The organism is Kribbella sindirgiensis, from assembly GCF_004331435.1.
Classification (GTDB): Bacteria; Actinomycetota; Actinomycetes; order Propionibacteriales; family Kribbellaceae; genus Kribbella; species Kribbella sindirgiensis.
This window is the reverse complement of sequence record NZ_SJKA01000018.1, coordinates 18,704-43,929: the sequence shown is the minus strand read 5'-3', so window position 1 is coordinate 43,929 and position 25,226 is coordinate 18,704. Positions and strand designations below refer to the sequence as shown.

General features: G+C 69.9%; 20 protein-coding genes. 10 read left to right on the top strand and 10 right to left on the bottom strand.

Going from position 1 to position 25,226, the window contains the following annotated elements; translation table 11 throughout:
• Window positions 1–7 precede the first annotated feature (7 nt).
• Window positions 8–196, top strand: coding sequence for a hypothetical protein (locus E0H50_RS34815; RefSeq protein ID WP_131295264.1), 189 nt, complete (start codon window positions 8–10; stop codon window positions 194–196).
• 636 nt (window positions 197–832) lie between these two features.
• On the opposite strand, the gene E0H50_RS34810 is transcribed toward E0H50_RS34815, so the two are convergent.
• From E0H50_RS34810 to E0H50_RS34795, 4 genes are read right to left on the bottom strand one after another with little or no spacing between them, the layout of a single operon-like run.
• Window positions 833–2,458, bottom strand: coding sequence for a right-handed parallel beta-helix repeat-containing protein (locus E0H50_RS34810; protein WP_131295263.1), 1,626 nt, complete (start codon window positions 2,456–2,458; stop codon window positions 833–835).
• Window positions 2,455–3,096 carry a helix-turn-helix transcriptional regulator gene (locus tag E0H50_RS34805; RefSeq protein WP_131295262.1) on the bottom strand — a complete coding sequence of 214 codons (642 nt, stop codon included), beginning with the start codon at window positions 3,094–3,096 and terminating at the stop codon, window positions 2,455–2,457. Before E0H50_RS34805 ends, E0H50_RS34810 begins: the two co-directional genes overlap by 4 nt.
• The gene (locus tag E0H50_RS34800; protein WP_131295261.1) at window positions 3,093–4,364 is read right to left on the bottom strand and encodes a type VII secretion protein EccE; all 1,272 of its coding nucleotides are present in this window, start codon (window positions 4,362–4,364) and stop codon (window positions 3,093–3,095) included. The genes E0H50_RS34805 and E0H50_RS34800 overlap by 4 nt, the downstream gene beginning before the upstream one ends.
• Window positions 4,361–5,959, bottom strand: a complete 1,599-nt coding sequence (locus E0H50_RS34795) for an AfsR/SARP family transcriptional regulator (RefSeq protein WP_165547404.1) — start codon at window positions 5,957–5,959, stop codon at window positions 4,361–4,363. The genes E0H50_RS34800 and E0H50_RS34795 overlap by 4 nt, the downstream gene beginning before the upstream one ends.
• 53 nt (window positions 5,960–6,012) lie before the next feature.
• Here E0H50_RS34795 and E0H50_RS34790 point away from each other — a divergent pair, with 53 nt between their 5' ends.
• The 7 genes from E0H50_RS34790 to E0H50_RS34760 all read left to right on the top strand — a co-directional run bounded on the left by E0H50_RS34790 (window position 6,013) and on the right by E0H50_RS34760 (window position 15,214).
• Window positions 6,013–6,699 carry a response regulator transcription factor gene (locus tag E0H50_RS34790; protein ID WP_131295259.1) on the top strand — a complete coding sequence of 229 codons (687 nt, stop codon included), beginning with the start codon at window positions 6,013–6,015 and terminating at the stop codon, window positions 6,697–6,699.
• Window positions 6,696–7,964, top strand: coding sequence for a sensor histidine kinase (locus E0H50_RS34785; protein ID WP_238151569.1), 1,269 nt, complete (start codon window positions 6,696–6,698; stop codon window positions 7,962–7,964). Before E0H50_RS34790 ends, E0H50_RS34785 begins: the two co-directional genes overlap by 4 nt.
• An 83-nt stretch (window positions 7,965–8,047) precedes the next feature.
• On the top strand, window positions 8,048–9,010 hold the full coding sequence (locus E0H50_RS34780) for an AAA family ATPase (protein WP_131295258.1): 963 nt from the start codon (window positions 8,048–8,050) through the stop codon (window positions 9,008–9,010).
• A 1-nt stretch (window position 9,011) separates the two neighbouring features.
• Window positions 9,012–11,057 (top strand): fibronectin type III domain-containing protein, encoded by a 2,046-nt coding sequence (locus E0H50_RS34775; RefSeq protein WP_131295257.1) that lies wholly within the window; start codon window positions 9,012–9,014, stop codon window positions 11,055–11,057.
• Complete coding sequence (locus tag E0H50_RS34770) at window positions 11,054–12,190, top strand: DUF58 domain-containing protein (protein ID WP_131295256.1); 1,137 nt, start codon at window positions 11,054–11,056, stop codon at window positions 12,188–12,190. Before E0H50_RS34775 ends, E0H50_RS34770 begins: the two co-directional genes overlap by 4 nt.
• A complete protein-coding gene (locus tag E0H50_RS34765; RefSeq protein ID WP_131295255.1) occupies window positions 12,187–14,304 on the top strand; it encodes a transglutaminase TgpA family protein in 2,118 nt (705 codons plus the stop codon). The genes E0H50_RS34770 and E0H50_RS34765 overlap by 4 nt, the downstream gene beginning before the upstream one ends.
• A gap of 88 nt (window positions 14,305–14,392) precedes the next feature.
• Window positions 14,393–15,214 carry an SAM-dependent methyltransferase gene (locus E0H50_RS34760; RefSeq protein ID WP_131295254.1) on the top strand — a complete coding sequence of 274 codons (822 nt, stop codon included), beginning with the start codon at window positions 14,393–14,395 and terminating at the stop codon, window positions 15,212–15,214.
• Window positions 15,215–15,256: 42 nt separating this feature from the next.
• Here the strand turns inward: E0H50_RS34760 and E0H50_RS34755 are convergent, their stop codons facing one another.
• Genes E0H50_RS34755 through E0H50_RS34740 form a run of 4 tightly spaced genes read right to left on the bottom strand, consistent with a single transcriptional unit; the run spans window position 15,257 to window position 20,213 of the window.
• Complete coding sequence (locus E0H50_RS34755) at window positions 15,257–17,569, bottom strand: fibronectin type III domain-containing protein (RefSeq protein WP_131295253.1); 2,313 nt, start codon at window positions 17,567–17,569, stop codon at window positions 15,257–15,259.
• A gap of 52 nt (window positions 17,570–17,621) precedes the next feature.
• Window positions 17,622–18,983 carry a serine/threonine protein kinase gene (locus E0H50_RS34750; RefSeq protein WP_165547403.1) on the bottom strand — a complete coding sequence of 454 codons (1,362 nt, stop codon included), beginning with the start codon at window positions 18,981–18,983 and terminating at the stop codon, window positions 17,622–17,624.
• A gap of 4 nt (window positions 18,984–18,987) precedes the next feature.
• Window positions 18,988–19,593 carry a hypothetical protein gene (locus E0H50_RS34745; RefSeq protein ID WP_131295251.1) on the bottom strand — a complete coding sequence of 202 codons (606 nt, stop codon included), beginning with the start codon at window positions 19,591–19,593 and terminating at the stop codon, window positions 18,988–18,990.
• Window positions 19,590–20,213, bottom strand: a complete 624-nt coding sequence (locus tag E0H50_RS34740) for a hypothetical protein (RefSeq protein ID WP_131295250.1) — start codon at window positions 20,211–20,213, stop codon at window positions 19,590–19,592. The genes E0H50_RS34745 and E0H50_RS34740 overlap by 4 nt, the downstream gene beginning before the upstream one ends.
• Window positions 20,214–20,365: 152 nt before the next feature.
• Here E0H50_RS34740 and eccD point away from each other — a divergent pair, with 152 nt between their 5' ends.
• Together eccD and eccB are read left to right on the top strand one after the other, a co-directional pair.
• Window positions 20,366–21,748: a type VII secretion integral membrane protein EccD gene (eccD, locus tag E0H50_RS34735; protein ID WP_131295249.1), complete on the top strand. Its 1,383-nt coding sequence runs from the start codon at window positions 20,366–20,368 to the stop codon at window positions 21,746–21,748.
• A 1-nt stretch (window position 21,749) separates the two neighbouring features.
• Window positions 21,750–23,174 carry a type VII secretion protein EccB gene (gene eccB, locus E0H50_RS34730; RefSeq protein WP_131295248.1) on the top strand — a complete coding sequence of 475 codons (1,425 nt, stop codon included), beginning with the start codon at window positions 21,750–21,752 and terminating at the stop codon, window positions 23,172–23,174.
• A gap of 107 nt (window positions 23,175–23,281) precedes the next feature.
• On the opposite strand, the gene E0H50_RS34725 is transcribed toward eccB, so the two are convergent.
• Entirely contained in the window at window positions 23,282–24,865 is a 1,584-nt protein-coding gene (locus E0H50_RS34725; protein WP_131295247.1) for a hypothetical protein, read from the bottom strand.
• Window positions 24,865–25,221 carry a hypothetical protein gene (locus tag E0H50_RS34720; RefSeq protein ID WP_131295246.1) on the bottom strand — a complete coding sequence of 119 codons (357 nt, stop codon included), beginning with the start codon at window positions 25,219–25,221 and terminating at the stop codon, window positions 24,865–24,867. Before E0H50_RS34720 ends, E0H50_RS34725 begins: the two co-directional genes overlap by 1 nt.
• Window positions 25,222–25,226: the final 5 nt, after the last annotated feature.

Below are 25,226 nucleotides of genomic sequence, written 5' to 3'. Positions count from 1 at the left end.
GGACCGGATGACAGTCGGAGGCGTCGACACTTACTACGACTACGAAGAAAAACAGTGGAAGAGCCGGAAACTGGGCGGCGGCCCGATCCGCCGCGGCCCGGTCTGCCCGGCCCCACGCACCTCGGAGCACGCGACCCACGAAACCCGCCGCGAGCCTCGCCGCGACCACGACGTACCCAAACACACCCTCAACTGAACCCACCCCGGTGACAGGGCCCGCCAGACCAGGTCACCCCAACCCAGCGACCGTCGCTTGAACCATGACGGTCGCTGGACCACGCCCGCAAGTGGAAGTGTGTGGAAAAAAGGTGCACGGAGTGCCCATTTCTTCCCCACCACGACAGTTCACCGCACACTTGCACCCCGCCGGCGCCTGCAGCGAGCTGGGTTCAGGGACGGGCTTGGAGGTTGGGGAATCCCGCTGGTCGTTGCAGGTGGGTAGCAGTCCCCAGCCCGAAACCCAGACCCGACAGGCCGCCGGGGGGCCCAAACCAGTTCGGGGAGCCCTGCACCCCCAGAACAGCAGGTAATCCTCCTCAAACCGGTTTGGGGAGCCCTGCACCCCCACAACGGCACGTCATCGTCCCCAAACCGGTTTGGGGAGCTCGCGGGGGGCCGCCGAAACCCACGACTCGATGCACCCGGCCGATAGCGGCAACCGAGGACACGCACCGAGAACACGCACTGGGGACTAGGAACAGGCAATGGTGACGGGGACAGGCAATACCAGGTGCTTACCCACCATTGACTGTTCCTGATCCCAGACCGGTTGAGCACCCGGATCGCCGCACGTGCCAATCAGACTCCGGTTAAGCCGAAGCCCTCCGCTTGGTCAGCCGGCGGCGGTGATGACGTCGGTGGCCAGGAGGGAGCGGAGTTCGTCGGTGGAGGGGCGGCGGCCTAGGGTGCGGAGGCGTTGGGATTGGGCCTTGCGCATGGCTTCTACCAGGCGGCGGGCTTCGCGGGCGTTGCCGAAGTTGGGGCCGTCGGCGATGCGGTCGAAGTACGACGTGAGGGGTGCGCCGGCCGCCGGGTCGAGCAGGTAGTCGCCGCCGGCAACCATCCGGTCGGTGATCAGCAGGAGTTCCGCGGCGCTGTAGTTCTCGAACTCGATGGTCTTCGAGAACCGGGATGCGAGGCCAGGGTTGGCGGCCAGGAAGTCGTTCATCTCGGCGGTGTACCCGGCGACGATGATCGCGATCTCGTCGCGGTGGTCCTCCATCAGCTTGACCAGCGCGTCGATCGCCTCCTGCCCGAAGTCGCCGTTCCCGGCCGCGCGGGACAGCGTGTACGCCTCGTCGATGAACAGCACACCGCCGAGCGCTTTCTCGAAGACCTGCGCGGTCTTCTCCGCGGTGTGCCCGATGTACTGACCGACGAGATCCCGCCGCGACACCTCGATGAACCCGCCGTCGGGCAGTACGCCGAGCGCCTTCAGCAGCTTCCCGTACAGCCGGGCCACCGTGGTTTTCCCGGTCCCCGGCGCACCGGCGAAGATCAGGTGGTGGCTGACCGCGCCGATCGACAACCCGGCTGAGCTGCGCCACTCGTTGACCTGGATCTCGTCGACCAGCGCCCGGACCTCAGCCTTCACACCGGGCAGCCCGACCATCGTGTCCAGCTCGCCGAGCAGATCGTCCACCGGCCCGTTCTCGGCAGCCGCCGTACTCTGCTCGATCACCTCGACCGTGCTGCCGGTCGCGATCGACAGCGCGGGCTCCGCGGTGTTGGTCGCCCGCAACCCCTCGACCGCCCCGCCGCAGCCGGGAGCGAACGTGATCGCCGACCCGCGGGTGTCATGCACGGTCGGCCGCCGAATCGTCGGCGTACTGCCATGCGCGACGCCGATCCCCTCCGTACCGGTCTGCCCGATCTCGACGTCGGCGAGCTCCGGACGGCTGTACTGGTAGATGTACACGCCGCGCCCGCCGCACCCGGTGATCGTGCAGCCGCGGATGAGCGGATCGGCGCCCAGCGCGACGACGATGCCGTCGCCGGAGATCTCCCGGACGGTCGTGTCCAGGATCTGTCCGCCGGCGCCCTCGACCACGATCCCGGTCTCGGCGCCGCTCACCGTGCAGTCCTCGACGGTGAACGACGGACTCGCGTGCACGCTGACCGCTGGTCGCGTCTTCCCGGTCACGGTGCACTGCGAGAGCGTCAGCGCCGTACGGTCGACCGAGACCGCGATCCCGTCCGTGGCGCGGATCTCCAGCCCACGCAGGGTCAGCGTGCCGTCGACGGCCCGGATCGTCGGCCAGTCGGCGCCTGATCCGTCCAGTACGACGTCGGCGCCGCTCTCGGCCTGCAGTGTCACCGAGCGCCCGGTGAGCTCGAGCGTCTCGGCGTACGTCCCGGCCGCGATCGCGACCGTGGCTCCGTCCGGCGCCTCGAGGAGCGCCGAGCCGACGGTTTGATAGGCGCCGGGACGATCGGCGGCGACGGACAGGATCCTCATGACGCGCGCTCGAGGAGCCAGCCGCGATCGGCGGCCTTGACGCCGGCCTGGAACCGGCTGCGGGCGCCGAGGCGGTTCATGATCTGGGCGACCATCCGGCGTACCGTCCGGACCGAGATGTCGAGGTGCGCCGCGGCGACCTCGTCGGTCGCGCCGAGGGCGAGCAGCCGCAGCATCTCCTGCTCACGCAACGACAGGTCGGCCTCGTGCGGCAGGTCGCGGTCGGCCAGCGGTACGGCGTCCGGCCAGATCCGCTCGAACAACTCCAGGGCGGTCACCACCACGCTGGTCAGCCGCAGTACGGCGATGCTGCCGTTGCTGGTGTCGGCGGGGAGTACGGCGACCGTACCGTCGATCACGATCGCGTTCATCGGCACGTGCGGGATCGTCCGGACGGCGACACCGGCGAGCGACAGCGCACCGAGGTGCCGGCCGACGCTCGGCGTGGTGCGCGCGTGGTCGGGGAAGATCGCCCGGTAGCGCACACCGTGCTTGACCTCGCGCGGCCCGAACGTCGGACCGGCGAGCGTGCTCATGGTGATCACCTCGTCCTCGGCGGACGCGAGCAGTTCGGCCAGCCCGCTGTGGGCAGGGATCTGCTGAAAACCGGAGGGGCGGGGAAGCATCGTGACAGTCATGAGAGAGGGACCCCCAGAGGTAGCGTGGCGGCGACGCCGGCGGCGTGCCGCCCGTCGAGGCGTTCGGGCTCGACCCCGAAGGAGCGAGCCAGGGTGGTGAGGACGGAGAACGCCGTGTCGAGCGTGGCCGGATGGGATGCGGCCAGGCGGAGTACGACGTCGTGGCGGGCGGAAGTCGAGTGGGCGGAGCTGGAGGTGGCGGTGACGGCGATCGTCTGCGCGGCACCGGTGCCGGTACCGAGCAGGGCGCCGATCAACGCCTGAGTAGTTGCTGCAGGCAAGGAAGCGGATCCGGCCAGTCGCACGGACAGCTGCCGGACCGGACCGCAGGACCAGGAGGTCCAGCGCTCGTGGAGTTGTCCGCGGCCGGCGTTCGCGTGGGCCAGTGCGCCGAGGGACGCGAGTACGTCGGACTCGTCGAGCGGCATGTTCTCGACCTGCTCGCGGTCCAGCCGCCGAACGAGTCGCCTGACCGTGTTGGCGAGCACCTGCCGCAACTGCTCGTCGGTGGCGATGTCCGGCGTCCGCTCGGCCGCGACCGCGATCCATGCCCGCGGCGGCTGGTTCTGCTTGACCCCGGTGTGCAGGATCAGCTGTACGCCGATACCGACCGGCTGCTCCTCCGACGCCTCCGCGAGCTGCCCCAACTGCGGCAGCAACCGGTGCTGTGTCTCCGGACCGAGCCGCAGCGCGACACTCGCCCCAGCAGGTCGACTGAGAACGCCGTACGGCTGCTCGCGGACGACCACCTGGTCGGTCGAGGTCCGGCCGTGGAACGTACTGACCAGCCGGACCGCGATGTCCGTGCCGAGGTCGTGCTTGCGCCGCCGTACCAGGAACACGAGCAGGACGCCCACCCAGCGGTACAGCCACAGGCCGCGGATGCGGACGGCTGTGAGCAGCACCAGCGACACCGCGGCGACCGACGTCAGGATCAGTACGGTCCGGGACGCGGTGGTTGCCGCGCCGACCGCCACCACGGCCAGCTGCCAGCAGATGATCTGCCCGACTTGGACGGCCCGGTCCGGTAGCTCGACCTTGTCGGCGACCGGTGCCGGTGCGGGCGGCTCGGCGGCCAGGTGCAGCTTCTGTTCTGACGGCTTGACCGAACCCACCGACGCGATCAGGGTGCGTGTCGGCGGCTGCTGCACTCGTGGCTGGGCCAGCGGCATCCCGACCGCGGTCGCCTGGGGGAGAGTCGTGGTGGTCGCGGCGTACTTCGCCTCACCCTCGTGCTGAGGCGCCGCTCCATAAGCTGCGGACTTCACGCGACCAGCTCCGCTTTAGGCCCGGCGATCACCAGCAACTGGCCGGCGTGGTCGCGGACGATCGGGTGGAGCTCGAACCGTCCCGGCGCCGGCTCGGTGACCAGGTTGAGGTCCATCAGCTGGTCGACCATCAGTTCGGCGTCGGAAGTGCTGGTGCCGGTGAGCCGGGCCGCCTGGCGCAGGTCGAAGCGCGGCGTCATCCCGATCTGCCGGTACAGCCGCTGCACCGGACCGGGGAGCGCCTCGTACGCGGCGTCGAAGCGGGCCAGAACCTCGCCCAGCGCCTGGCAGCGCGCTGACTGGTCCTCGAGGCGGGCGGCCATCCGCGCGACGGTCCACGGCTGCCGGTTGCGCAGGCGCTCGACCAGTTGCCGGATCGCGCCCGGGTGACCGCCGCAGCAGCTCAGGATCTGTTCGAGGTCGGTGAGTTTCGCGGCCTCGTCCGGTGCGAGTACGGCGAGCGTCATGGCCGCCGTACGGTCGAGATCGGAGAGCCGCCGGCGGCTGATCACCAGCACCAGCGCGGCTGGGTCGTTCGGTAGCAGGTGCCGGATCTGGTCGGCGTGCTCGACGTTGTCCAGGATCACCAAGCCGGTTGCCGAGGGCAAGGAAACTCCGCGCTGAACGTCGACGTACTGCTGGGTCTCGAAACCGGAGGCGGCGGCGACCTCGAGCGCGAATGCGGTCTTCCCGATGCCGGGCATGCCGTCGATCGTGACCACGCCGGTCGCGCCGCGCAGTGCACGGAGCTCAGGACCGCGCCCGACGAAGGTGCGGACCCGCGGCGGCAGGTTCGAGCTCACCGGCGGCACCGGCGTCGGCAGGACAGCGGGGGATTCCTCGCTGAGGATCTGCTGGTGCAGCGCGGTCAGCTCGGCGCCCGGCTCGATCCCCAGGTCGCGGACCAGCGCGGTCCGGGCCCGCTGGTACGCCGCCAGCGCGTCGTGCCGCCGCCCGACCTGACGGTACGCCGCCATCAGCCGAGCCCACGCCAGCTCCCGAAGCGGTTCCTCCTCGGTCAGCGCCCGCAGTACGGCGATCGCCTCTGCGGGCCGGTCCAGCAGCAGCTGAGCGTCGGCCAGGTCCTCGCGGAGCGCCCGATGCAGCTCGGTCAGCCGGTCCACCGCCGAGGTCGCGTCGGCGGTCAGCCCGTCGTACGGCGCCCCGCGCCAGAGAACCAATGCGCGCTGGACCACGTTGACCGCCTCGGCGGCGTCGCGGCGGCTGAGCAACTCGCGGGCCTCGTCGCACAGGGCGGCCGCGACGTCGGCGTCGAGCTCGCCGGGCAGGACGTGCACCCGGTACGCGCCGGGGCGACTCTCGATCCGCTCCTCGGGAAGTGAGCGGCGGAGCTGCCAGACGTACGTCTTCAGGTTGTTCTGCGCCGAGGCCGGTACGTCCCGGCCGGCCCAGACCGCGTCCACGAGCTGCTCGGTGCTGACCCAGGCGTTGCGGTGCAGCAGGAGCAGCGTCAGCACGGTCGCCGGCTTGCCGCCGCAGAGGTCCAGCGGGCGTTCGTCCGGGCCGTCGACCTCGAGCGGGCCCAGGACCCGGAAGCTCAACCGGTCTGGTGTGTGCGCTGCGTGACCGTTCATGACACATACGATCCGGGGAGACGATGACATTTCGATGACACACGAGGTTGACCGTGCGCGTACTGGTGGTAGAGGACGACAAGGAGCTGCAGGTGGCCGTCCCGGCGGCCCTCCGCTCCGCCAAGCTCGCGGTCGATCTGGCCGTCGACCTCGATGACGCTGATCAGCAGCTGTACGTGAACTCGTACGACTGCGTGGTCTTCGACCGGATGTTCGAGATCGACGGCCGGAAGGTCGACTCGCTCGACTACGTCAGCCGCCGCCGGCGGGAAGGCTGGACCCTGCCGGTACTGTTCCTGACCGGACGGGACACGCTGGCCGACCGGGTGGACGGGTTCGAGCACGGCGGCGACGACTACCTGGTCAAGCCGTTCGCGGTCGAGGAGCTCATCGTCCGGGTGCTCAGCCTGATCCGCAGAGGCCCGGCCACTCGCCCCCCGATCATCAGGCACGCCGACGTGGAGCTCGACACCGCGCGGCGGACCGTGCAGCGGGCCGGTGTGCTGCTGACCTTGCGAGGGAAGGAATTCTGCGTGCTGGAGTACCTGATGTCGCGGCCCGAGCAACTCGTGACCAGCAAGGAGCTGGTCGACCACTGCTGGGACGGCGACGGCCGGGACTCGAACGTTCTCGCCGTCACGATCACCCGGCTCCGTGCCCGGCTGCGTGGTGGTCCGGATCTGATCCAGGCGGTCCGGGGGCAGGGGTACCGGCTGATCAACCCCGGTGGTGCCGGATGAGCCGGCGCGGGATGCGCGGTCCGTCGGCCGACCGGCTGCGCCGGTTGCGCTGGTGGCTGACCGTACTGTTCACCGCCACGAACACGGTCGCCCTGATCGTTCTCGCTCCGGTCATCATCATCCTGGACGCAGACCGTGCGGACGACGAGATCGACCACAACCTGAACGTGGTGACGCAGTCGGTTCTGCGGCTGGTCGACGAGAGCCGCGGGGCACTGGTCACGGCCCGGCTGACCGGGGACCCGCTGACGTCCGGCTGCCCGGACTTCGCCGTCATGCCGGGAAACTCGAGCGACTTCACTCCGCAGTTCAGCACGCGGGGCTGCACCAGGATCGACCAGCAGCTGCTCGTGGGCATCACCGCCGAGGCAGTGCGGAACGGTAGTCCGGTCTCCCAGGACCGGAGGGCTGTGAACGGGCACGCGATTCGCCTCGCGGCGGAGCCGTTCAAGGATTCCAGTGAGCGCTACATCGGCGCCGTCGTCGCCTGGGAGGACACCGAGGCGGAGGCTCATCGTCATCGGCAGCTCACGATCGCGGTACTGGCTGTCTGCGCGGTCCTGATCGGCGCGGCCGCGCTTGTCGGCTACTGGCTCTCCGGTCGCGCGATCCGGCCCGCGATGGCCGCTCTCGAACAACAGGAGACGCTGCTCGCCGAGACCGCCCACGATCTGCGTACGCCGGTTGCCGCACTGCGCGCTCTCGCCGAGACCGCGGCACGGGACCCGGAACAGCGCGCGGAGCTACTGCCCCGGACCGTCCGGCTGGCCGGCCGGATGGGCGACATCATCGACGGACTGCTCGTCCGCGCACGGCTCGCGGCGGGTGTGGAGCACCTCGCGATGCAGCCGGTCTGGCTCGACCAGCTGGTTGCCGGTGTGGTCGAGGACATGCCGACCGAGGGTGCGCGGTTCTCGCTGGTGACCGCGCCGACGATGGTGCGTGCCGACCCGACGCTGCTGCAGCGGGCGATCGGCAACGTGCTGGGCAACGCGATGCGACACGGCCGGGCGCCGGATGCGGACCAGGCGATCATCACGGTGACGGTCGCCGACGGCCGGGTCACGGTCGCCGACCAAGGCCCGGGGATCGATCCCGAGGTCGGCGCGGATCTGTTCGAGCCGTACACGACCGGCGGCGCGTCGACCGGCCTCGGGCTGTCGATCGTGCGCTGGGTGGTGCTCGCCCACGGCGGCGACCTGAAGGTCTACAACGCCGACGAAGGCGGCGCGATCTTCGAGATCCAGCTGCCTACCGTCCAGTAGTAGACCGGTTCTGTACGGCGGATGGACCACGGCTGAGTATGGTCACTCAGTGCAGTCCGGCGTACACCTGGGGAGAGACTGACATGAGTGCGACGATTCCGCCCGGTGAGGCCTATCGGTTGGTGGCCGACAACCTGGCGAAGGTGATCCACGGGAAGCCCGAGGTGATCCGGCTGGCGTTGACCGCGCTGTTCGCCGAGGGGCACCTACTGATCGAGGACGTGCCGGGGCTCGGCAAGACGACGCTGGCCCGGTGCATCGCCCGCAGTATCGACGCGAGCTGGAACCGGATCCAGTTCACCCCGGACCTGCTGCCCGGCGACATCACCGGCGTGATGGTCTACCACCAGGGCACCGAGTCGTTCGAGTTCCACCCGGGCGGCATCTTCGCGAACGTGGTGGTCGCCGACGAGATCAACCGCGGGACGCCGAAGACGCAGTCCGCGCTGCTCGAGGTGATGGCCGAGCGCCGCGTCACGGTCGACTCGAACACCCGCGCCGTACCGGACCCGTTCCTGGTCATCGGCACCCAGAACCCGATCGAGATGGAGGGCACCTACCGGTTGCCCGAGGCCCAGCTCGACCGGTTCCTGATGCGGATCGAGATCGGGTACCCCGACCACGACGCCGAGGTCCGGATCGTGCTCGGCGACACCGGCCGGGTCGGACCCGACTCGCTCACCCCGGTCATCGACGTACCGGCGCTGCGGAACGCGATCGCCGCCGTCCGCTCGGTCCACGTGGACCCCGCGATCAGTTCGTACGCCGTGAAACTGGCCGGAGCGACCCGCGAGCACACCGCGGTCCGGTACGGCGCCAGCCCGCGCGGCAGCATCGCCCTGGTCCGTGCGGCCCGCGCGTTCGCCGCCACCGACGGCCGGGCGTTCACGACGCCCGACGACGTGAAGCAGGTCGCGCATCCGGTGCTCGCGCACCGGTTGGTACTGACGCCGGACGCGGAGCTGAGCCAGCGGCCGCCGTCGTCGGTGGTCGACGAGGTGCTGTCCGCCGTACCGGCGCCGACGGCCGGCGCGACCGCGAGCTGACATGCGGCACCAGATCAGGGGCAACGTCAAGGAGTTCCTGCGGCAGGAGGCGTGGCGCTCCCGGGCGGCGCTGGCCGCCGTCGTCACGGTCTGCGTGGTGGCCACGACGCTCGCCGTGACCGGCGCGGGCGCGGACACCAATGGGATGAAGTTCCTGCAGACCGGCCACCTGATCTACAACAGCACGCTGAACCGCGTCTTCCACATCGACGGCGGGACGAAGGCCGTCGACGGGGAGCTGCCGGTTCCGGATCTCGGCCCGGGCGTCCAGACCGTGCAGACCGACAAGCAGGGCTTCGTGCTGGCGCGCGGCAGCATCACCGAGTTCGGCAAGTCCGATCTGAAGGTCGAGGACCCGGTCAAGGCGCCGTCCGAGGAACAGCCGACCGCGCTCGAAGCGGCGGGCACGGCGTACGCCGTCTACCGCGACAGCGGTGCGATCACCCGGCTCGGCGAGGACCTGATGACGTTGCCCGGCAGCGGTTCGCTGGGTCCGCCGGTGGCCACCGCCGACGGGACGCTGTGGGTGCACCGGCTGACCAGCCGCGAACTCTGCCGGCTGCCGGTCAAGGCGGATCGGCTGACCTGCCCGGCCGAGGTGCCGAGCGGTCATACCGGCGCGCTCACCGTGGTGGCGGACCAGGTCGTGTTCGTCGACACCACAGCCCGCGAACTGCGCGCGGTGGACTCCGGCGGCTTCGGCCGGAAGGTGCCGGTCCCCGAGGTCGCGATGACACCGGCGTCGATCGTCGCGCCGTACGACGTGAACGGCCGGATCGCGATCGTCGAGCCGACCGGCAACGAGGTGCACCTGGTCGACGCCGCCCCGGTGGCCGGGGACCAGCAGGCGGCGGCGCCGGTGGCGTGGAAGGTGCGATCGGGCAAGTACTCGCAGATCGCCTCCACCGGGAACGGTCTGGCGCTGATCGACTCGACCAGCGGCTCGCTGGTGACCTTGGGGCCGGACGGCAAGGAGAAGTCCTTCCAGCAGATCCCGCGGCCGTCGCCCAAGGCGAAGGCCGACAAGAAGGACGAGCCGAGGCTGTTCCGCGGTGCGGACAAGCGGGTGTACGTCGACAGCGTGGCCGGCGAGCACTCGATGGTCGTCGACGACGACGGCGAGGTCACCGAGGTCGAGGTGGTCGGACCGGCGAAGAAGCCGGAGAAGTCCCAGCCGCCGCGGCCGAAAGAGACCGTCCCGCCACCCTCGACGCCGCCTTCGACGCCGCCGCGGACCGAGGAGACGCAGAAGCCGCCGCAGCCGGAGAACACCGACGGCGGGGACAAGCGCACGACCAGGCCGCCGCAGCGGACTCAACCGCCGCGCACCGAGCAGCCGGAGCGCAAGACCACACCGCCGCCGTCGAAGCCGACGACGACCAAGCCGACGACCACGAAACCGACGACGACCAAGCCCACTCAGAAGCCGACCCAGAAGCCGAAACCGCCGCCGGTGAAGGCGACCCGGGCGGCGGCTCCGCCCGGTTTGAAGGCGACCCCAGGCGACAACGAGGTCACCCTCACCTGGCGGCGCCCGAACCTGAACGGCGGAACGTTCGTCAGCTACAGCGTCAGTCAGGACAGCGATCCGGAGACGACGACGTCGCTCAGCTACACGTGGAGCGGGCTGGACAACGGTACGGCGTACACGTTCGAGGTGCGCGCGGTGACGACCGGGTCGGACGGCGAGATGCTGATCGGGGTGGCCGCGACGGTCACCGCGACGCCGGGTTCGGGGACGTTCTCGATCAGCTACGGGCCGCAGGCCGACGACGGCCCGGACTCGAACTGCCCGGCGGGTACCGAGCAGGACTGTCATTACCTGGTCTTGCATGCCAGAAACTTCGAACCGGACACCGACTACACGTTCCGCGCGTACTCGAACGGCAAGCAGATCCACGACGCGTACACGTTGAGCACGGACAGCAACGGCTACCTGGAGCAGAAGAAGTTCCACAACTCCCGGGTCGGGGAGACGGTCTACGTCACGGCGACCGGACCCGGTGGACCGTACCGATCCAACTCGTTCAAGTGGCCGGCCGGATGAGGCTCACGGGACGCGGGGTGGCGGTGCTGCTCGGGTCGATCGCCGCCTACGTGCTGGGTGAATTGGCCGGGTACTCCGTCTTTCGCGCACTGGCCGGGATCGGGCTCGGGGCGTTGATCGCCGCGACCGTACTGACGGTGCGGCAGCCGCAGGTGACCGTGCAGCGCGTGCTGTCACCGGACCGGGTCGAGCGCGGCCGTCCGGCGCTGGCGACGTTACGCGTGCGGAACGAGGGCCCTCGTTGGCAGGCGGCCTTCGCCGCCCACGACTCGGCGGGTGACGAGCGGCAGGAGGTCAAGATCCGGCGGCTCGGTCCCGGCAGCGAGGCGACGTACCGGTACGAGCTGCCGACCTTGCGGCGCGGGAAGATCGCGGTCGGGCCGCTGACGCTCGAACGCCGCGACCCGCTCGGCCTGGCCAGCAACCGCAAGGCGACCGGCGAGGTCGCGACGTTGTGGGTGCATCCGAGACGGCACCCGACCAAGACCGTGGTCGCCGGCCGGCCGCGGCACCACCATGTCGGACGGACCGCGGACGACTCGCTGCGCGGCTCGGCCGACCTGCGCGACGTCCGCCCGTACGTCGTCGGCGACGAGGTCCGCCACCTGCACTGGAAGGCGACCGCGCGGACCGGGCAGTTGATGGTCCGCGACTACGCCGATCCGGATCAGCCGCGACTCACCGTGCTGCTCGACACCCGGCGCGAACCATTGCCCGAGGCAACGTTCGAGGAGGCGACCGAGGTGGCGGCCTCGATCCTGTTCGCCGCGTCCACGGCGGGTCACCGCTGCCGGTTGGTGACGACGGCCGGTGCCGACCTCGCCGCTCCCGGCGGTGCCGTCGCGTCCCGGATGTTCCTCGACGAGCTGTGCGTGGTGGAGCAGCGGGACGACAAGTCGGGTCTGGTGCCTCCCGTGCTGACCACCGGAACGTCCGCGGGCGGTGCGATCGTCGTGGTCACCGGTGCGCGCGGATCCGCCGCGGACTTCGCGCCGCTGCTCAGCCGGTACTCGTCGGTGACGGTGATCGGCCTCGGCGAGGCGCAAGGTGTCGCGCCGATCCTCAGCGCGCAGGTCGTCCTCGGCGGCTCCGCCCAGGAAGCGTTGCAGCAGTGGACAGGAGTCCTGCGATGAGCCGCCGGCAGACGATCGCGGTGCTCGCCGCTGTCCTCGTCGGAGGACTGTGCTTCGGGCCGGTGTTCGGGCTGCGCAACCTGTGGCTGCCGGTGGGAGCGGTGTGTCTGATCACCTTCGTCGTCACGGAGATCTGCCGGCACTGGCTCGCGGCGTGGCGGCCGATCCTGATCGTGCTCGGTGGTCTGCTGGCCGTGACCGAAACGGTGCTACGGGCAACTACTGTCGCCGGATTGCCGACGGCGGCGTCGATCCGCGCGCTCGGCGACGGGCTGACCGGCTGGCGGTTGACGTTGGAGTCGACCTGGCCGGCGCGGCCGGATCCCGAACTCGTGGTCTTCGTGCCGCTGCTGACGCTGATCGCCTGCCTGCTCGCGATCGAGCTGCTCGACCGTACGCCGCCGCTGGTCGCCTTGGTTCCCGGGCTCGGGGTCATCGGTGCGAGCCAGTTGTACATCGCGGCCGACGGGTGGAGCGCCGTACTGATCGCGGCCGCGCTCGGGCTGATCGTGGTGGCGCTGCTGATTCCGGACAACCTCGAGTACCGGCGGATCGCGCCCTGGGTCGCGACCGGGGTCGTGACCGTCGCCGCGATCGTGTGCGGGCTCGTCGTGAGCACGATCGATCCCGCCGGGCGTACGCCGTACTCGCTGCAGAAGGTGCAGTCTGCGACGGCGCCCGGCGTACGGCAGACGAGTCCGCTGGACGAGCTCGCCAGCCGGTTGAGTGCGCGGGAACGCGACGAGGTGGTCTTCAAGTACACGGCGTCGACGCCGGTCGATCGCTGGCGGCAGGTCGCGCTCGACGACTTCGACGGGGCGAACTGGACGACCGATCACCCGTTCCTGCGGATGGGGTCCGAGGTGGGTTCGGACGTCACCGTGCCGACGTCGCTGGAGTCGGCGAGCGTGCAACTCGAGGACCTCGACGGGCCGTGGCTGCCCAGCCAGTTGCTGCCGGCAACGGTCAGCGGCGTGACGGATCCGCAGGTGGAGCCGATCGGCGGGACGCTGATGGCGTCGGGCCGGCCGGACGACTACCAGCTGACGTGGCGGAAACCGGACATCGATGCGCAGTACCTGCTGGACGCGGGGATCGACGGCGACGTGATGAACCGCTTGAGCGACCTGCCTCCGGTGCCGCCGGAGATCGCGTCGATCGATCCGCTGCGGGGGAAGCGGGCGACGTTCGCGACGGCGATCGCGCTGGAGAAGTACCTGCGGCAGCACTACACGCTGGCGGTCGGCGAGAACCTGCCGACCGGGTACGGGTGGCCGCAGCTGAAGAGTTTCCTCCTCGACGAGAAGCCGGGCGGGGCGCAGGCCGAGACCAAGCAGCCGGGAACGAGCGCGCAGTTCGCCGCGGCGTACGTCGTACTCGCTCGGCTGAACGGGATTCCGGCGCGGTTGGTGGTCGGGTTCCGCGCGCCCGCGAAACCTGAGGCGGACGGGTACTACACCGTGCGGAACTCCGACGCGTTTGCCTGGCCTGAGGTAGCAGTCGACGGCCTTGGTTGGTGGCCGTTGGATCCGGCCGAGGACGCCGCCACCGGGAAGACCACAGTCGCTGGTTCGATCGACGACATCACCAGCCAAGCGCGGGCCGCCGTACCGCCGGTGGAGAAGATCAAGGACCCGGAGGTCCCGCCGCAGACCGACCGGGACGGCGACACGGGCCGGCCGATCCTGCCGCCGATCTCGCTGACCGCCGTGTTCGCGGTGTCGGCGGGATTGTTGCTGCTGTGGCTGGTCGGCGTACCGCTGCTGAAGCTTGTCCGGTCGGCGCAACGCCGGCGGCGGGGCGGGAGCGCGGCCGTGGTCGGGGCCTGGGCCGAAGCGCGAGATCGGCTGCGGGCGCACGGCGTACCTGTGACTGCCGGGATGACGGTGCGGGATCTCGCTGAAGCGGCGAAGGAGCTGCCGGAGACCGCGGGCGGGCTGACGCGGGTCGCGCAGGCCGTCGATCACGCGCTGTGGTCAGGGGGAGCGACGACGCCGGAGGTGCAGAACGACGCGTGGACCGGGGTTCGCGAGCTGCGGAAGGCGTTGCGCGGACGTCCGTGGGTCGACCGGTTCCAGGCGTCGCTCGAGCTGCGAACACTGTTCACCCGTTAGCGTCGGCCGGGACTTGCCGGGGCCAGGAGCGCGGTAGTTTCCGGGTCGCATAGAGTGACATCTGTCGCGACAGGAAGGATTCCGCTCGATGGCCGATGCAGACAAGCACGTGACGGACTCGCCGTTCCCGGGCTTCGACACGACCAGGCCGAGTATCGCGCGCACCTACGACTACCTGCTCGGCGGCAAGGACAACTTCGCCGTCGACCGCGCGTTCGGGGACCGGTTCATCAACGAACTGCCCGGATCCCGGGTGATCGCCTACGACAACCGCGGCGCCTTGATCCGCGCGGTCCGCGAGCTGGTCCGGACGACGCCGGTCCGGCAGTTCATCGACCTCGGCAGCGGCCTGCCGACCGCGGACAACGTGCACCAGGTCGCCCAGCGGTACGCGCCGGACTCGAAGGTCGTGTACGTCGACAACGACCCGATCGTGCTCGCACACGGCCGCGCCCTGCTCGCCGAGAACGACAACACCACGGTCATCCAGGCCGACCTGCGGGAACCGAAGGCGATCATCGAGCACCCCGAGACCGTGCGGCTGATCGACTTCGACCGCCCCGTCGGCGTGATCTTCAGCGCCACCCTGCACCATGTGAACGACGACGAGGACCCGGCCGGCATCGTCCGCTTCTGGAAGGACCGGATCGCCTCCGGCAGCCACGTCTTCATCAGCCACTTCCGCAGCGAGAACGACCCCCGCAGCCAGGAACTGGAGCAGGTCCTGCAAGGCTCCCTGGGCCGCGGCCGCTGGCGCACCGACGAACAGATCCTCGCCCTCTTCGGCGAAGGCTTCACCGTCCTCGACCCCGGCATCGTCCCCGCCGCCACCTGGCGCAACCCAGAAGCCCCCGACGACCTCACCGACTACCAACACCTGATCGCCGCAGCCCTCGCCATCAAGAACTAACGGAGAGACGCCGAACCGTAAACACCGCACGCCGCGGTTCGGTCAGTTGTCGGATTTCCAGAAGAACTTGTTCGAGGTGTAGGTGCCTTCGGGGCCTGTGACGGTGACCCAGGTGAGTTGGCCTACGGCGCTGCAGGGGAACTGGTCGGGGACGAGGAGTTGGCCCTTGGAGTCGGTCTTGGTGCTGTAGCCGGGGTTGAAGTTGCCCCACTCGGACGTGTACGGCTTGATGCTGTACGTCGTGTCCGGTGTCAGGTTCTCGATCCGGACCTGGACGTACGCGCACTCGGGGTGCTGACAGTCGTCGCCGTACGTCGTACCGTCGCCCCGCGAGGCCACGACCCGTTTGGTGGGCTGTTCCTTGCCGACCGAGGTCGCCTTCAGGCTGGTGTACTTGCCGACCACCTCCTGCCCGTCCGACGCCTTCGTGATCGCGCGGACGTAGAAGTCGGAGTACTTCCCGTCGGTCAATCCGCTGATCGTCGCGGTGGTGGTGGTCGACCGCACCCGGACCGGCGCGGTCCTCGACCCGATCGACACCTCGTACCGCAGGAACGTGCCGTCGCCCATCGTCGGCTGCATCCACTCCAGCGTCAGCGACCCGCTCGTACCGTCGTTCCGCACCAGGAGTTCGCGCGGTGACTCGGCCGGGTTCCACTTCAGTTCGACCCGGTTCGACTTCACCGCGGGACCGTTGCCGGCGCTGTTCACCGCGTAGATCGTGAAGTAGTACGGCGTTTTCGTCTTCAGGCTCGGGATCAGCGCGGACCGCGCCGCCCCGCTGACCGTCGTCGATCCGCCGGTCCAGCTCAGCCTGTACGACGTGATCGTCGCGCCATGTGCCGCGGCCGCACCCCACGAGACAACCGCGCCGCCGTCCATGATCCGGGCTGCCACGTTCAGCGCCGCACCGGGACGTCCCGGCTTCACCGGCGGCGGGACCGGCGGGATGATCTTGCGGGTGGGTGGTGGCGTCTTCGTCTTGCCGGGATCCGGCTTGTCCGGCGTGTGCTCGTTGCCGGGCCGATTCGTCGGCGTGGTCCGCCGCGGCTTCTCCGGCTTGTGCGTACTCGGGGGAGTACTGGGCGGAGTGCTCGGCGGCGTCGTCTTCGGCGGAATGGTCTTCGGCGGAACCTTGGTCTCGGGTTTGACCGGTGGCGTGATGGTCGGCTTACCCGTGTTCTTGGGGCTGGGTTTGTCGCCGCGGTCGTCCCCGGTGCCGATGTCCACGGACTCGGTCTCGCCGTCGCGGTCGACCACGACGACGCGGTCGCCGATCCCGTTCTCGACGTACACCCGGGAGTCGTCGCCGCGGTACAGGTTCGGCTCGGGCTTCTCGCGCCCGTCGGCCGGGCGGGTCGGGATCTTCGCCTCGGCGACCTGCTTGCCGTCGCGGCCGAGGGTGATCAGGTGGGAGTTCTTCCGGTCCAGCAGCGCGATCCCGTCGCCGGATGACGCGACCTTGTCGAAGGTCCCCTTCGGGAGCGGTGTGCTGATCGGCGCCTCGGGCTTGTCCGGGTGCGTGATGTCGACCAGGTGCAGCCGGTTGTGGGCCCGATCGACGATCGCCAGCCGGCCGTCGACGTCGTTGCCCGCGACGAGCGCGTCGTCGGGTACGTCGATGTCGCCCAGATCGGGGCCCGTGTCCATCCCGCCGGCGTTCAGCGTGTACACCTGCCGCGCGGTCAGGTCGACGAACACCGCGTTCGCACCGACCGCGGTGAGCGCGCCCTTGTGTCCCTTGGGAGTCGTCGCGGGACAGGACATCCGGTCGGCGCTCATCGGCAGCCGGCAGAGGTCGCCCTCGCCGACGCGGTGCACCCACAGCGTTCCGTCCGACGTCACGATCGGGTCGCCGAGCGGCCCGGCCGGAAAGGCGATCGTCTCCTTGTCGCCGAACCGCACGACTCGCCCGGCCTGCTTGTACACGGCGAACGCCGCACCGGCCGCCTCGAGGCCGACCGGCTGCTCGTTCGTCGCCGGCGGCTGCACCGGGTCCAGGACCGTCAGGTCGGACTTGCCGAACTGGTCGATCCGCGACCGGGACAGCACGTACCCCTGCTTGTCGGTCTGGACGACCTGCGCACCCGGTGTCGCGGTCTTCACCTCGGTGTCCGCATCCACCTTGCCGGTCGCGCCGTCCAGGTGGAAGATCCGTCCGACCACGCTGTTGTAGACCCAGTGACCGGACTGTGTGAACTTCACACCGCTGTCCGGGGCGCCGGCGCCGGTCAGCACGACCACGCTCATCAGCGCCACGCAACCGGCCACCACCGCGGCCAGTGTGGCCTCGGAGCGGCCACGCCTGCGGAGCAGTTCGGTGATCCGCCGGGGGCGGAACGGGATCGGCCTCACGGACTCAGACTAGGCGATCGGGGTCCAGAACCGGTCCACAGTCCGTCCAGCGTCAGCCACTGCAGGTCGCACCGCGGATGGCCCGCGGGGCGCTTTCGAACTTGTCGACACCATCGGTGCCCTGGACAAGGAAGCAGTACTTCAGGCCGCTGCTGACCTGCACAGTCAGCGAAGTCATCTCGCCGCGCAGCGTCGTCTGCGGCTGTTTGGCGCCCTGCTCCGCGACGATCACGGCGTACGTCAGCCGCGGCGGGCCCGACCAGGTCAGGACGACCGAAGTGCCCTTGTCCACAGGCGGGTTGAGCTTGATCGTGGCCTGTTTCGGGGCGGTCGGCGTCGGGGCCGGCGTACTGACGGCGGGCGGTGGTGCGGCCACCCGATCGGCCGGGTCGTCGCCGCCCGGGCGAAACACGACCGGTACGACGGCCACCAGCGCGACCGCGGCGCCGGCGCCGATCAGCAACGGTTTCCGCGACTTTCCGGGCGCAGGCTTGACCTTGTCCGGCTTCTGCTTGGCCGGCTTCTTCTTCGGTGCCTCGACGACGGCCAGCGGAACGCTCCGACCAGCGGCCAGTTCGTCGCGGAAGTCGTCGAAGTCCAGATCGTCCTCCGGCACGGCCCCCGCCCCGGCCAGCAACGCCTCGAACTCGCCGAGCACGGTCGCCGCCTCCGGACGGGCGTCCGGTTCCTTGGCCAGCATTCGCTGCAGCAGCGCCGACAACGCCGGCGGTACGTCCCGGCCGGTCACCTCCGTGGGCGGTTCCCGCAGGACCCGCAGTACGACGCCGTCCGGCGGTTCACCGGTCCGCGCCGGGAACGGCGGCCGCCCGGTCAGGGCCAGATACAGTACGGCGCCCAGCCCGTACACGTCGGCCGCCTCGGACAGTTCACCTTCCCGCAGTACCTCCGGAGCCGTGTACGCCGCATCGCCCATCAGGTCGCGCGGAAACCGCAACCGGAGCGCGAGCCCGAAGTCCGACAGCGCGGGCTGCCCGCTGGACCGTTCGAGTACGTTCGCGGGCGTCACCCCGCCGTGCACCAGTCCGGCGTCGTGCGCCTCGGTCAGCACCGAGCTCAGGATCTGCCCGAGGACGATGACGTCCCCGATCGGCAGCGGACCTCCTGCGACCAGATCCGGCAACGCCTGCGGGCAGAACTCCATCCGCAGCGCGGTCCGCCCGTCCGGCAGGTCGTCCAGCGACTCCACCCGGACGATCGACGGCGCCGACCGCAACTGGGCCAGCTTCGCCTGCTCGACCTCGATCCCGTTGTAGGTCCGCCGATCCAGTGGCTGCGGGTAGACCTTCACCGCGACCGTCCGCCCGCCGGGAGGCGCCAGCAGGTACACCGTGGCCACCGGCCCGGTGGCCCGCGGCACCAGCGCATCGGGGGAGATCTCAGCCATCAAGGTCATCTTGTCATCCCGCAACGTCCAGGTACGCGCATCCATGCGCCAGCAAGAACCGCAGATCCCCGAGAATCTCGACCAGCGCGGCCTCCGGATCAGGCCGCCAGGATGGCTCGGCCGTCACCGTCGCCCGCACCTGACAGCTGTCCCACAACGTCCGCGCCACCGACCCCCACTGCCACAGCTCGTAACAATCCGGATCCAGGATCGCGGCTACCCCGATCCCGGGAATCCCGACGCCGTACCCGTCGAGCCGATCCGGTGCGTTGCCCAGACCGACGAACATCACGTCCATCCGATAGGTCTGCGCGAACCACGTGGCCGGTGCGGGATCGTCCGGGATGCGGATCACCAGTCCGTCGGTGACCAGCTTCTCGAGGTGCTCCGGTGCATCCGACAGGCCGGCCAGCTCAGCCTGCTCGACGACGTCCGCCTCCGTCCACTGTCCCTTCCCGGTTCCTGGCAGCCCATGCGACAACACCCAGGCCGCGAACGCGTCGTCGTCGAGCCGGTGCTGCTTCCATCCGATCCGAATCACGTGCGACGGCTCGGATTCCTCGTCCGGACCGGGCCGGATCCCGTTGTAGTGGCCGACCGGAAACAGTACTGCCGTCATCGGATCCTCCGGCGGTCGAAGTAGGCTGCCCGAACGCTCAGCAGCCCGTGGATCTGGGCGAGGACACCGGTGAGGACCTGGCGAGGCTCGATCTCCTCGGGATTCGTGACGCCGACCTGTTGAGCGACCGCCGCCGCGTCCTGGCATCCGGTCCACAGTTCCGGCGCCAGTTGCGCCCAGGCCCACACGTCGTACAAGGCAGTCGACGCCTGCACCAGTGGCTGATTCATCAGGCCGATCGACTGCAGCCACGGCTCTTCCGGATCGGGCCCGAGCCCGTGCAACAGCGGGAACAGCTGATGCTCGCGTGCGAACTCGACGGCCTCGTCGGCGGCCGGGTCCACGGCGACCAGGAGCCCGTCGGCGCGGAACCTCTCGATCGCGGACCGTACGCCGTGCAGGCCCAGGTTCTCGCCCTGCGCCGCCAAGGATTCCGCGGTCGGCCGGTCGTCGCCGTCGGTCCCGTGCGCGAGCAGCCAGACCGCGAAGTCCTCGTCCTCGAGTTCCATCACCTCGACCCCCAGCCGGACCTGCTGCCGGTGCTGGTTCGACTCGCTGTCCGGATAGAGCACACCGAGGTCGTGCCCGACCGGGATCAGCAGCTCACCGTTGCTTGTCACGAATGCGCTCCTCAATCTCGCCGTGCCGCCAAGCTAGGCGACCGCGGATCGCAGTACGGGCAACGGCAGGAAGCTGTCGCGGAACACCGTCGGCCGGTCGCCGGCCGGAGGGTTGGACCAGGTCGTCAATGTCCGCAGGAGGAATGGATCCGATGAACATCACTGGTCTGGTGCGGGTCACCGTCGCCACTCCGCAACGGCGCCTCGATCTCGCGCTGCCGGAGCAGTCCTCGGTCGCCGAGATCCTGCCCGGTCTGCTCGCCAAAGCGGGGGAGCACCTGGCCGACGACGGTGTACCGGACGGCGGCTGGGTGCTGCGCCGGTTCGACGGCGCCGGCCTGACACTCGGACGCAGCCTCGGTTCGCATCGGATCAAGGACGGCGAGATCCTGTACCTGGTCCGGCGCGAGATCGACTGGCCGGAGCTGGAGTACGACGATCTGGTCGACGCGGTCGCCCGCGGGTCCGGGCGGCTCGGCTCGGCCTGGAGTGCCTGGCACACGCGAGCGGCGGGTCTGCTGGTTGCCTCGATCGGCGTTTCGATCGCAGGAGTGACGATGCTCCGGCCGGGCGCGCCGTGGTCGGAGCCGGCTGGTCAGCTGCTGTTGCTGACACTGCTGCTCGTCGCGGCAGCCATCGTGCTGGCCAGAGTGGTCGGGGACGCCGGCGCGGGCGCGATCATCGGAGGCCAGGCGATCGTTTCCGCGGCCTGCGGCGGCGGGCTGCTCTTCGCAGGCGACCACGCCTCGCCCGCGATCGGAGCGCCACAGGTACTTGCAGGCTCGGCTGCCGTTCTGCTCGCCGCCGTCGCCTGCTACGTCGGAGTGGTCGACGGTGCGTCCTTCTTCGCCGCCGCGATCTGTGCCGGCGTACTCGGGGCGATCGGCGGCTGGATCGGTACGGCAGGTTCTCCCGATGCCGCGGACGTCTCCGCCATCGTCGGTTCGGCCGCATTCGGCCTGTCGCCGTTGCTGGCGCCGCTCGCGATCAGGATCGGCCGGTTGCCGATGCCGGTCCTGCCGCGGACGACCGCGGACCTCGTCCGCGACGATCCGCTGCCGCCGCGTCACCAGGTGTACGGCGCGGTCGTCCGGGCCGACGGACTGGTCACCGGGATGCTGGGCGGATTGATGATGACCGAGTCGGTCTGCCTGATCTACCTGTTGCGATCGGACAGCCGCGCGGCCACGATCCTCGCCGCGCTCCTCACCGTGGGCTGCTTGATCCGCTCCCGGCTCTATCCAGTGGTCAAGCAACGGCTCATGCTCCTCACACCTGGACTCGTTGGCGCCGCGGGCCTGGTCCTCTACCCGCTGAGCCGCGAGTACTCGGACCCGATGACGGTAGTCGTTCCGCTGGTCATCGTTACCGCTGCAGCAGCTGTGTTTCTCGGACTGCGCTACAGCACCAGAACACCCAGCCCCTACATCAGCCGGTACGCTGAGATTGTCGAAGTACTGCTGATGCTCGCGCTCATTCCGGTCGCCTGCGCCGTGCTCGGTCTGTACGGCGTCGTACGCGGGCTCGGGGGCTGACGTGGCGACGCGGAAGGACCAACTGCAGTCCCACCAGTTCTCGGTTCAGCGGATGGTGTCCGCGCTCGTCACCCGCGAGTCGGACCCCGAGCAACCACCGTTCCGGCGACCGACCACCGCGGCCTTCGGCAGCGTGGCGCTCGCGATCGTCGCGCTCGCCGGTGTCTGGGTGTACGGCCTGGTCGTCCCGGGTGGCAGCAAAGCCTGGGCGAACGGCGACGCCGTCATCGTCGAGAAGGAGACCGGGACCCGCTATGTGTACGTCGACGGCCATCTGCGTCCGGTCACCAACTACGCCTCAGCACTCCTTGCCTTAGGCAAGCATTCCGACACCAGGCGGGTGTCGCGGAAGTCGTTGCGGGCGGTGCCGCGTGGTCCGCAGATCGGTATCGTCGACGCGCCCGACGCGCTGCCGTCGAAGGACCGGCTGCTGACCGGCGCCTGGACGTTCTGCTCGCAGCCGGCCGTCGACCAGGCCGGCGCCCCGACGAGTGAATCCGTGCTGATGGTCGGCCGGCAGCCGGCCTCCGGGCAGACAATGGTCGACGACGCCATGCTCGTGGAGGTGATCGAGACCGGCGACTGGTACCTGATCACCAAGGGGTACCGGCACAAGATCGAGAAGTCCGATGCCGCGATCATCGGGCTGGCGCTGAGGTCCGTGCCGTGGGCCCGGGTCGGTGAGGCCTTCGTCGCCGCGCTCCCGGACGGACAACGGATCGCGCCGATCAAACCCGCCGGGATCGGGCAGCCGTCCCGGGCGATCCCGGACCGGCCGCGCACCCTGATCGGACAGCTGTTGGTGGTGAAGACGCCCGGCGGCGGTGTGCAGTACTACCTCGCCGGCAAGGACAAACCGATCCCGATCACGGAGTTGCAGCTCGACATCCAGCTCGCCTACCGGCCGATGAAGGCGGCGTACGGCGGTAAGGCGCCGCGCCCGATCGAGATCGGCCTGCTGTCCATCGGCCAGGCCGAGCCGCCGCCCGCGGACACCGACCCGGGGCAGGCGCCGCGCTCCCGGCCCACTTTCGTCGCGCCCCGCGACGGCCAAGGTACCGTCTGCGCGACCTTCCCGGCGGGCGGCGGCGTACCGTCGATCTCGATCGATCCGGAGCTGCCTGCGCGGGACCCGGCCACGGTCACCGCGCACCGCGGCCCGATGGGTACGGCGCTCGCCGACCGAGTGCTCGTTCCGCCCGGGACCGCGGCGGTGATCGAGGTGATGCCAACCGACCGCGCCCCGGCCGGGACCATCGCGATCGTCACCGACCTGGGCCGCGCGTACTCCCTCGCCAACCCCGACGTCCTCAAGGTCCTGGGCTACGAGAACGTCACGCCCGTCAAGATCCGCGCCGAACTGGCCAGCCGCCTCCCCCAGGGCCCCGGCCTCGACCCATCAGCCGCCGTCCGCTCCGTGCAGTAGCTCCGCCACCCCAGATCTCCGGAAAGAATCCGGCATGTGGCGCAACATCTCTTCCGCAAAGCCAACGCCCCGGTCATCTCGACCGGGGCGTTGCTGTTGGTGCGGGGTCAGTGCGCGAGCCGTTGTTCCCGGGCCGGTGCGGGTGGTGCAGTGACCTCGTCGACGGTCCAGAGGTCTTCGTCGAGGACTTCCAGGGTGCCGGTGCGGTCCCTCTCCCGGCGAACGGCGGGTTTGGTGGCGAGTTCGCCCTTGCCCGACTTTCCTCGGAGCCCTTCCGGTACGCCGGGGGTCGGTCCACCGGCCGCCCGCCTGCGTTCGCGCCCGGTCGGACGGACCGCACTCGATCCCGATCGGGTACCGGCGCCGGCGCCGGCCCCGGCCATCGGCGGCATCATCGGCGGGATGCCGCCGCTGCCGGTTCCGGATCCGGTCGCGACCGCGGCGCCTGTACCGGAAGTCATTGCCGGGGCTTGTCCGTTCCCGGGCGGAGACGCCGGTTGTGGCCTGGCGGCCTGCGCGATCTGCTGGTTCGCGGAACCTCCCTTGCCCAGGCCGCTGCCGGTCTTCCCGCCCCCGACCCCGCCAACGCCGACGCCGCCAAGTCCGGAGTACCCGACACCTCCGAGGCCGCCACCACCGACGCCGGTGCCTGCACCGCGTGGGACCGGTTGTCCACTGTTCGCCGCGGTGTCGAAACCGACCTGCGGCGGCGCCGACGTCATCGGCGGGAACGCCTTGTCCCCGGCCAGCCCGGTGCCACCCAGGCCTCCAGGCCCAGTCCCCGGACCAACGCCGGCACCGGGAACGGTCCCCGGATCAGCGCCGGCTCCCGGATCCGCTCCGGCTCCGGGACCGGCACCCGCCCCCGGATCCGCGCCGGCACCTGGGTCGGCTCCTGGATCAGCGCCCGCCTCAGGATCTTGTCCACCGTTCTGCCCGGGATCCGCGCCCGTCGGTCCGGTGCCGGTGGGCTGCGGACTCGGGCCTGGCGGTCCGACCTGTCCCTTCGGCCCGACCCAGGTGAGTCCTTGGGCGGCCGTCATCGCCTGTTGCCCGATCCTTTGGTACATGGCGTTCTGGGCCGTCAGTACCGTTCCGACGTCGGTCACGAGGTGCAGTGCCTCCTTCACTGCCTCCGCCTCAGCAGCCGTAGCGGCGGCTGCGCCCATGTCAGCGGCCTCGCCGTTGGCAATCGCGGTTGCCTCGGGATTCGGATCCATGCCTTTCGACAGGCTGTAGGTGAGCATGAATGCTTTCTGCGCCGCGATGACCGCGTCGACCCCCTCCTTCGCCACCTGGACGTTGGCCGCCATCACGTGCGTCGCGCTGAGGAAGCTCGACTCGACGGCGCCTTCGGCTCCGCCGCCAGGGCCGGCGTCGGTGAGGGACAAGGCCGACTTGCCCAGCGCCTGCTGTGTCGACGCGACGGCGGTCTCGAAGATTGCCGACTCGCGGCGACTGTGCCAGTTGTCCGTGAGGGTCGAGGTAGCCGTGCGGAACGACTGGCCGAGAGTTGCGGTCGCGGCACCGGTCTGACTGTAGCGCGGCCCTTCCTCGGTCAGAACCTTCGCCGTGGTGTCCACCTCGGACTGCGCGGCCACCTGCAGGGCGGTCGCGGCCGCGATCAGTTCGGCGAACGTCGTCGCCTGGGTGGCGTTCCCGACGGCTTCCTCCGGTTGGGTTCCGGGCATCACTTGCCTCCTTCGGGTTCGAGCTTCATCAGCTTCTGCATGACCACGGTGGTGACGGACGCGTGCTGCGTGTGAAGGCTGTACATCGAGTCACCGGCGGACGCGTAACCCTTCAGGCCGTTGGAGGTTTCCTCGATGAAGGTCTTGCGGAGTACGGAGGCCTCGGCCAGTTGCCGCAGCAGTGCTTCGCTTCCGCTCAGCTGGCCGGACGCGCCGGTTGCCTGGTTCCGTGCGTCGGCGGTGCTGTTGTCGAAGGCCGTGTTGTTGGCTCGGGTATCGCCGGCGAAGTTCTTGAAGACATCCGGCGACGTGTACGACATGTCGGCCGGGCCGGGGGCGTTGTCAGGAGGTGGCATGGGTC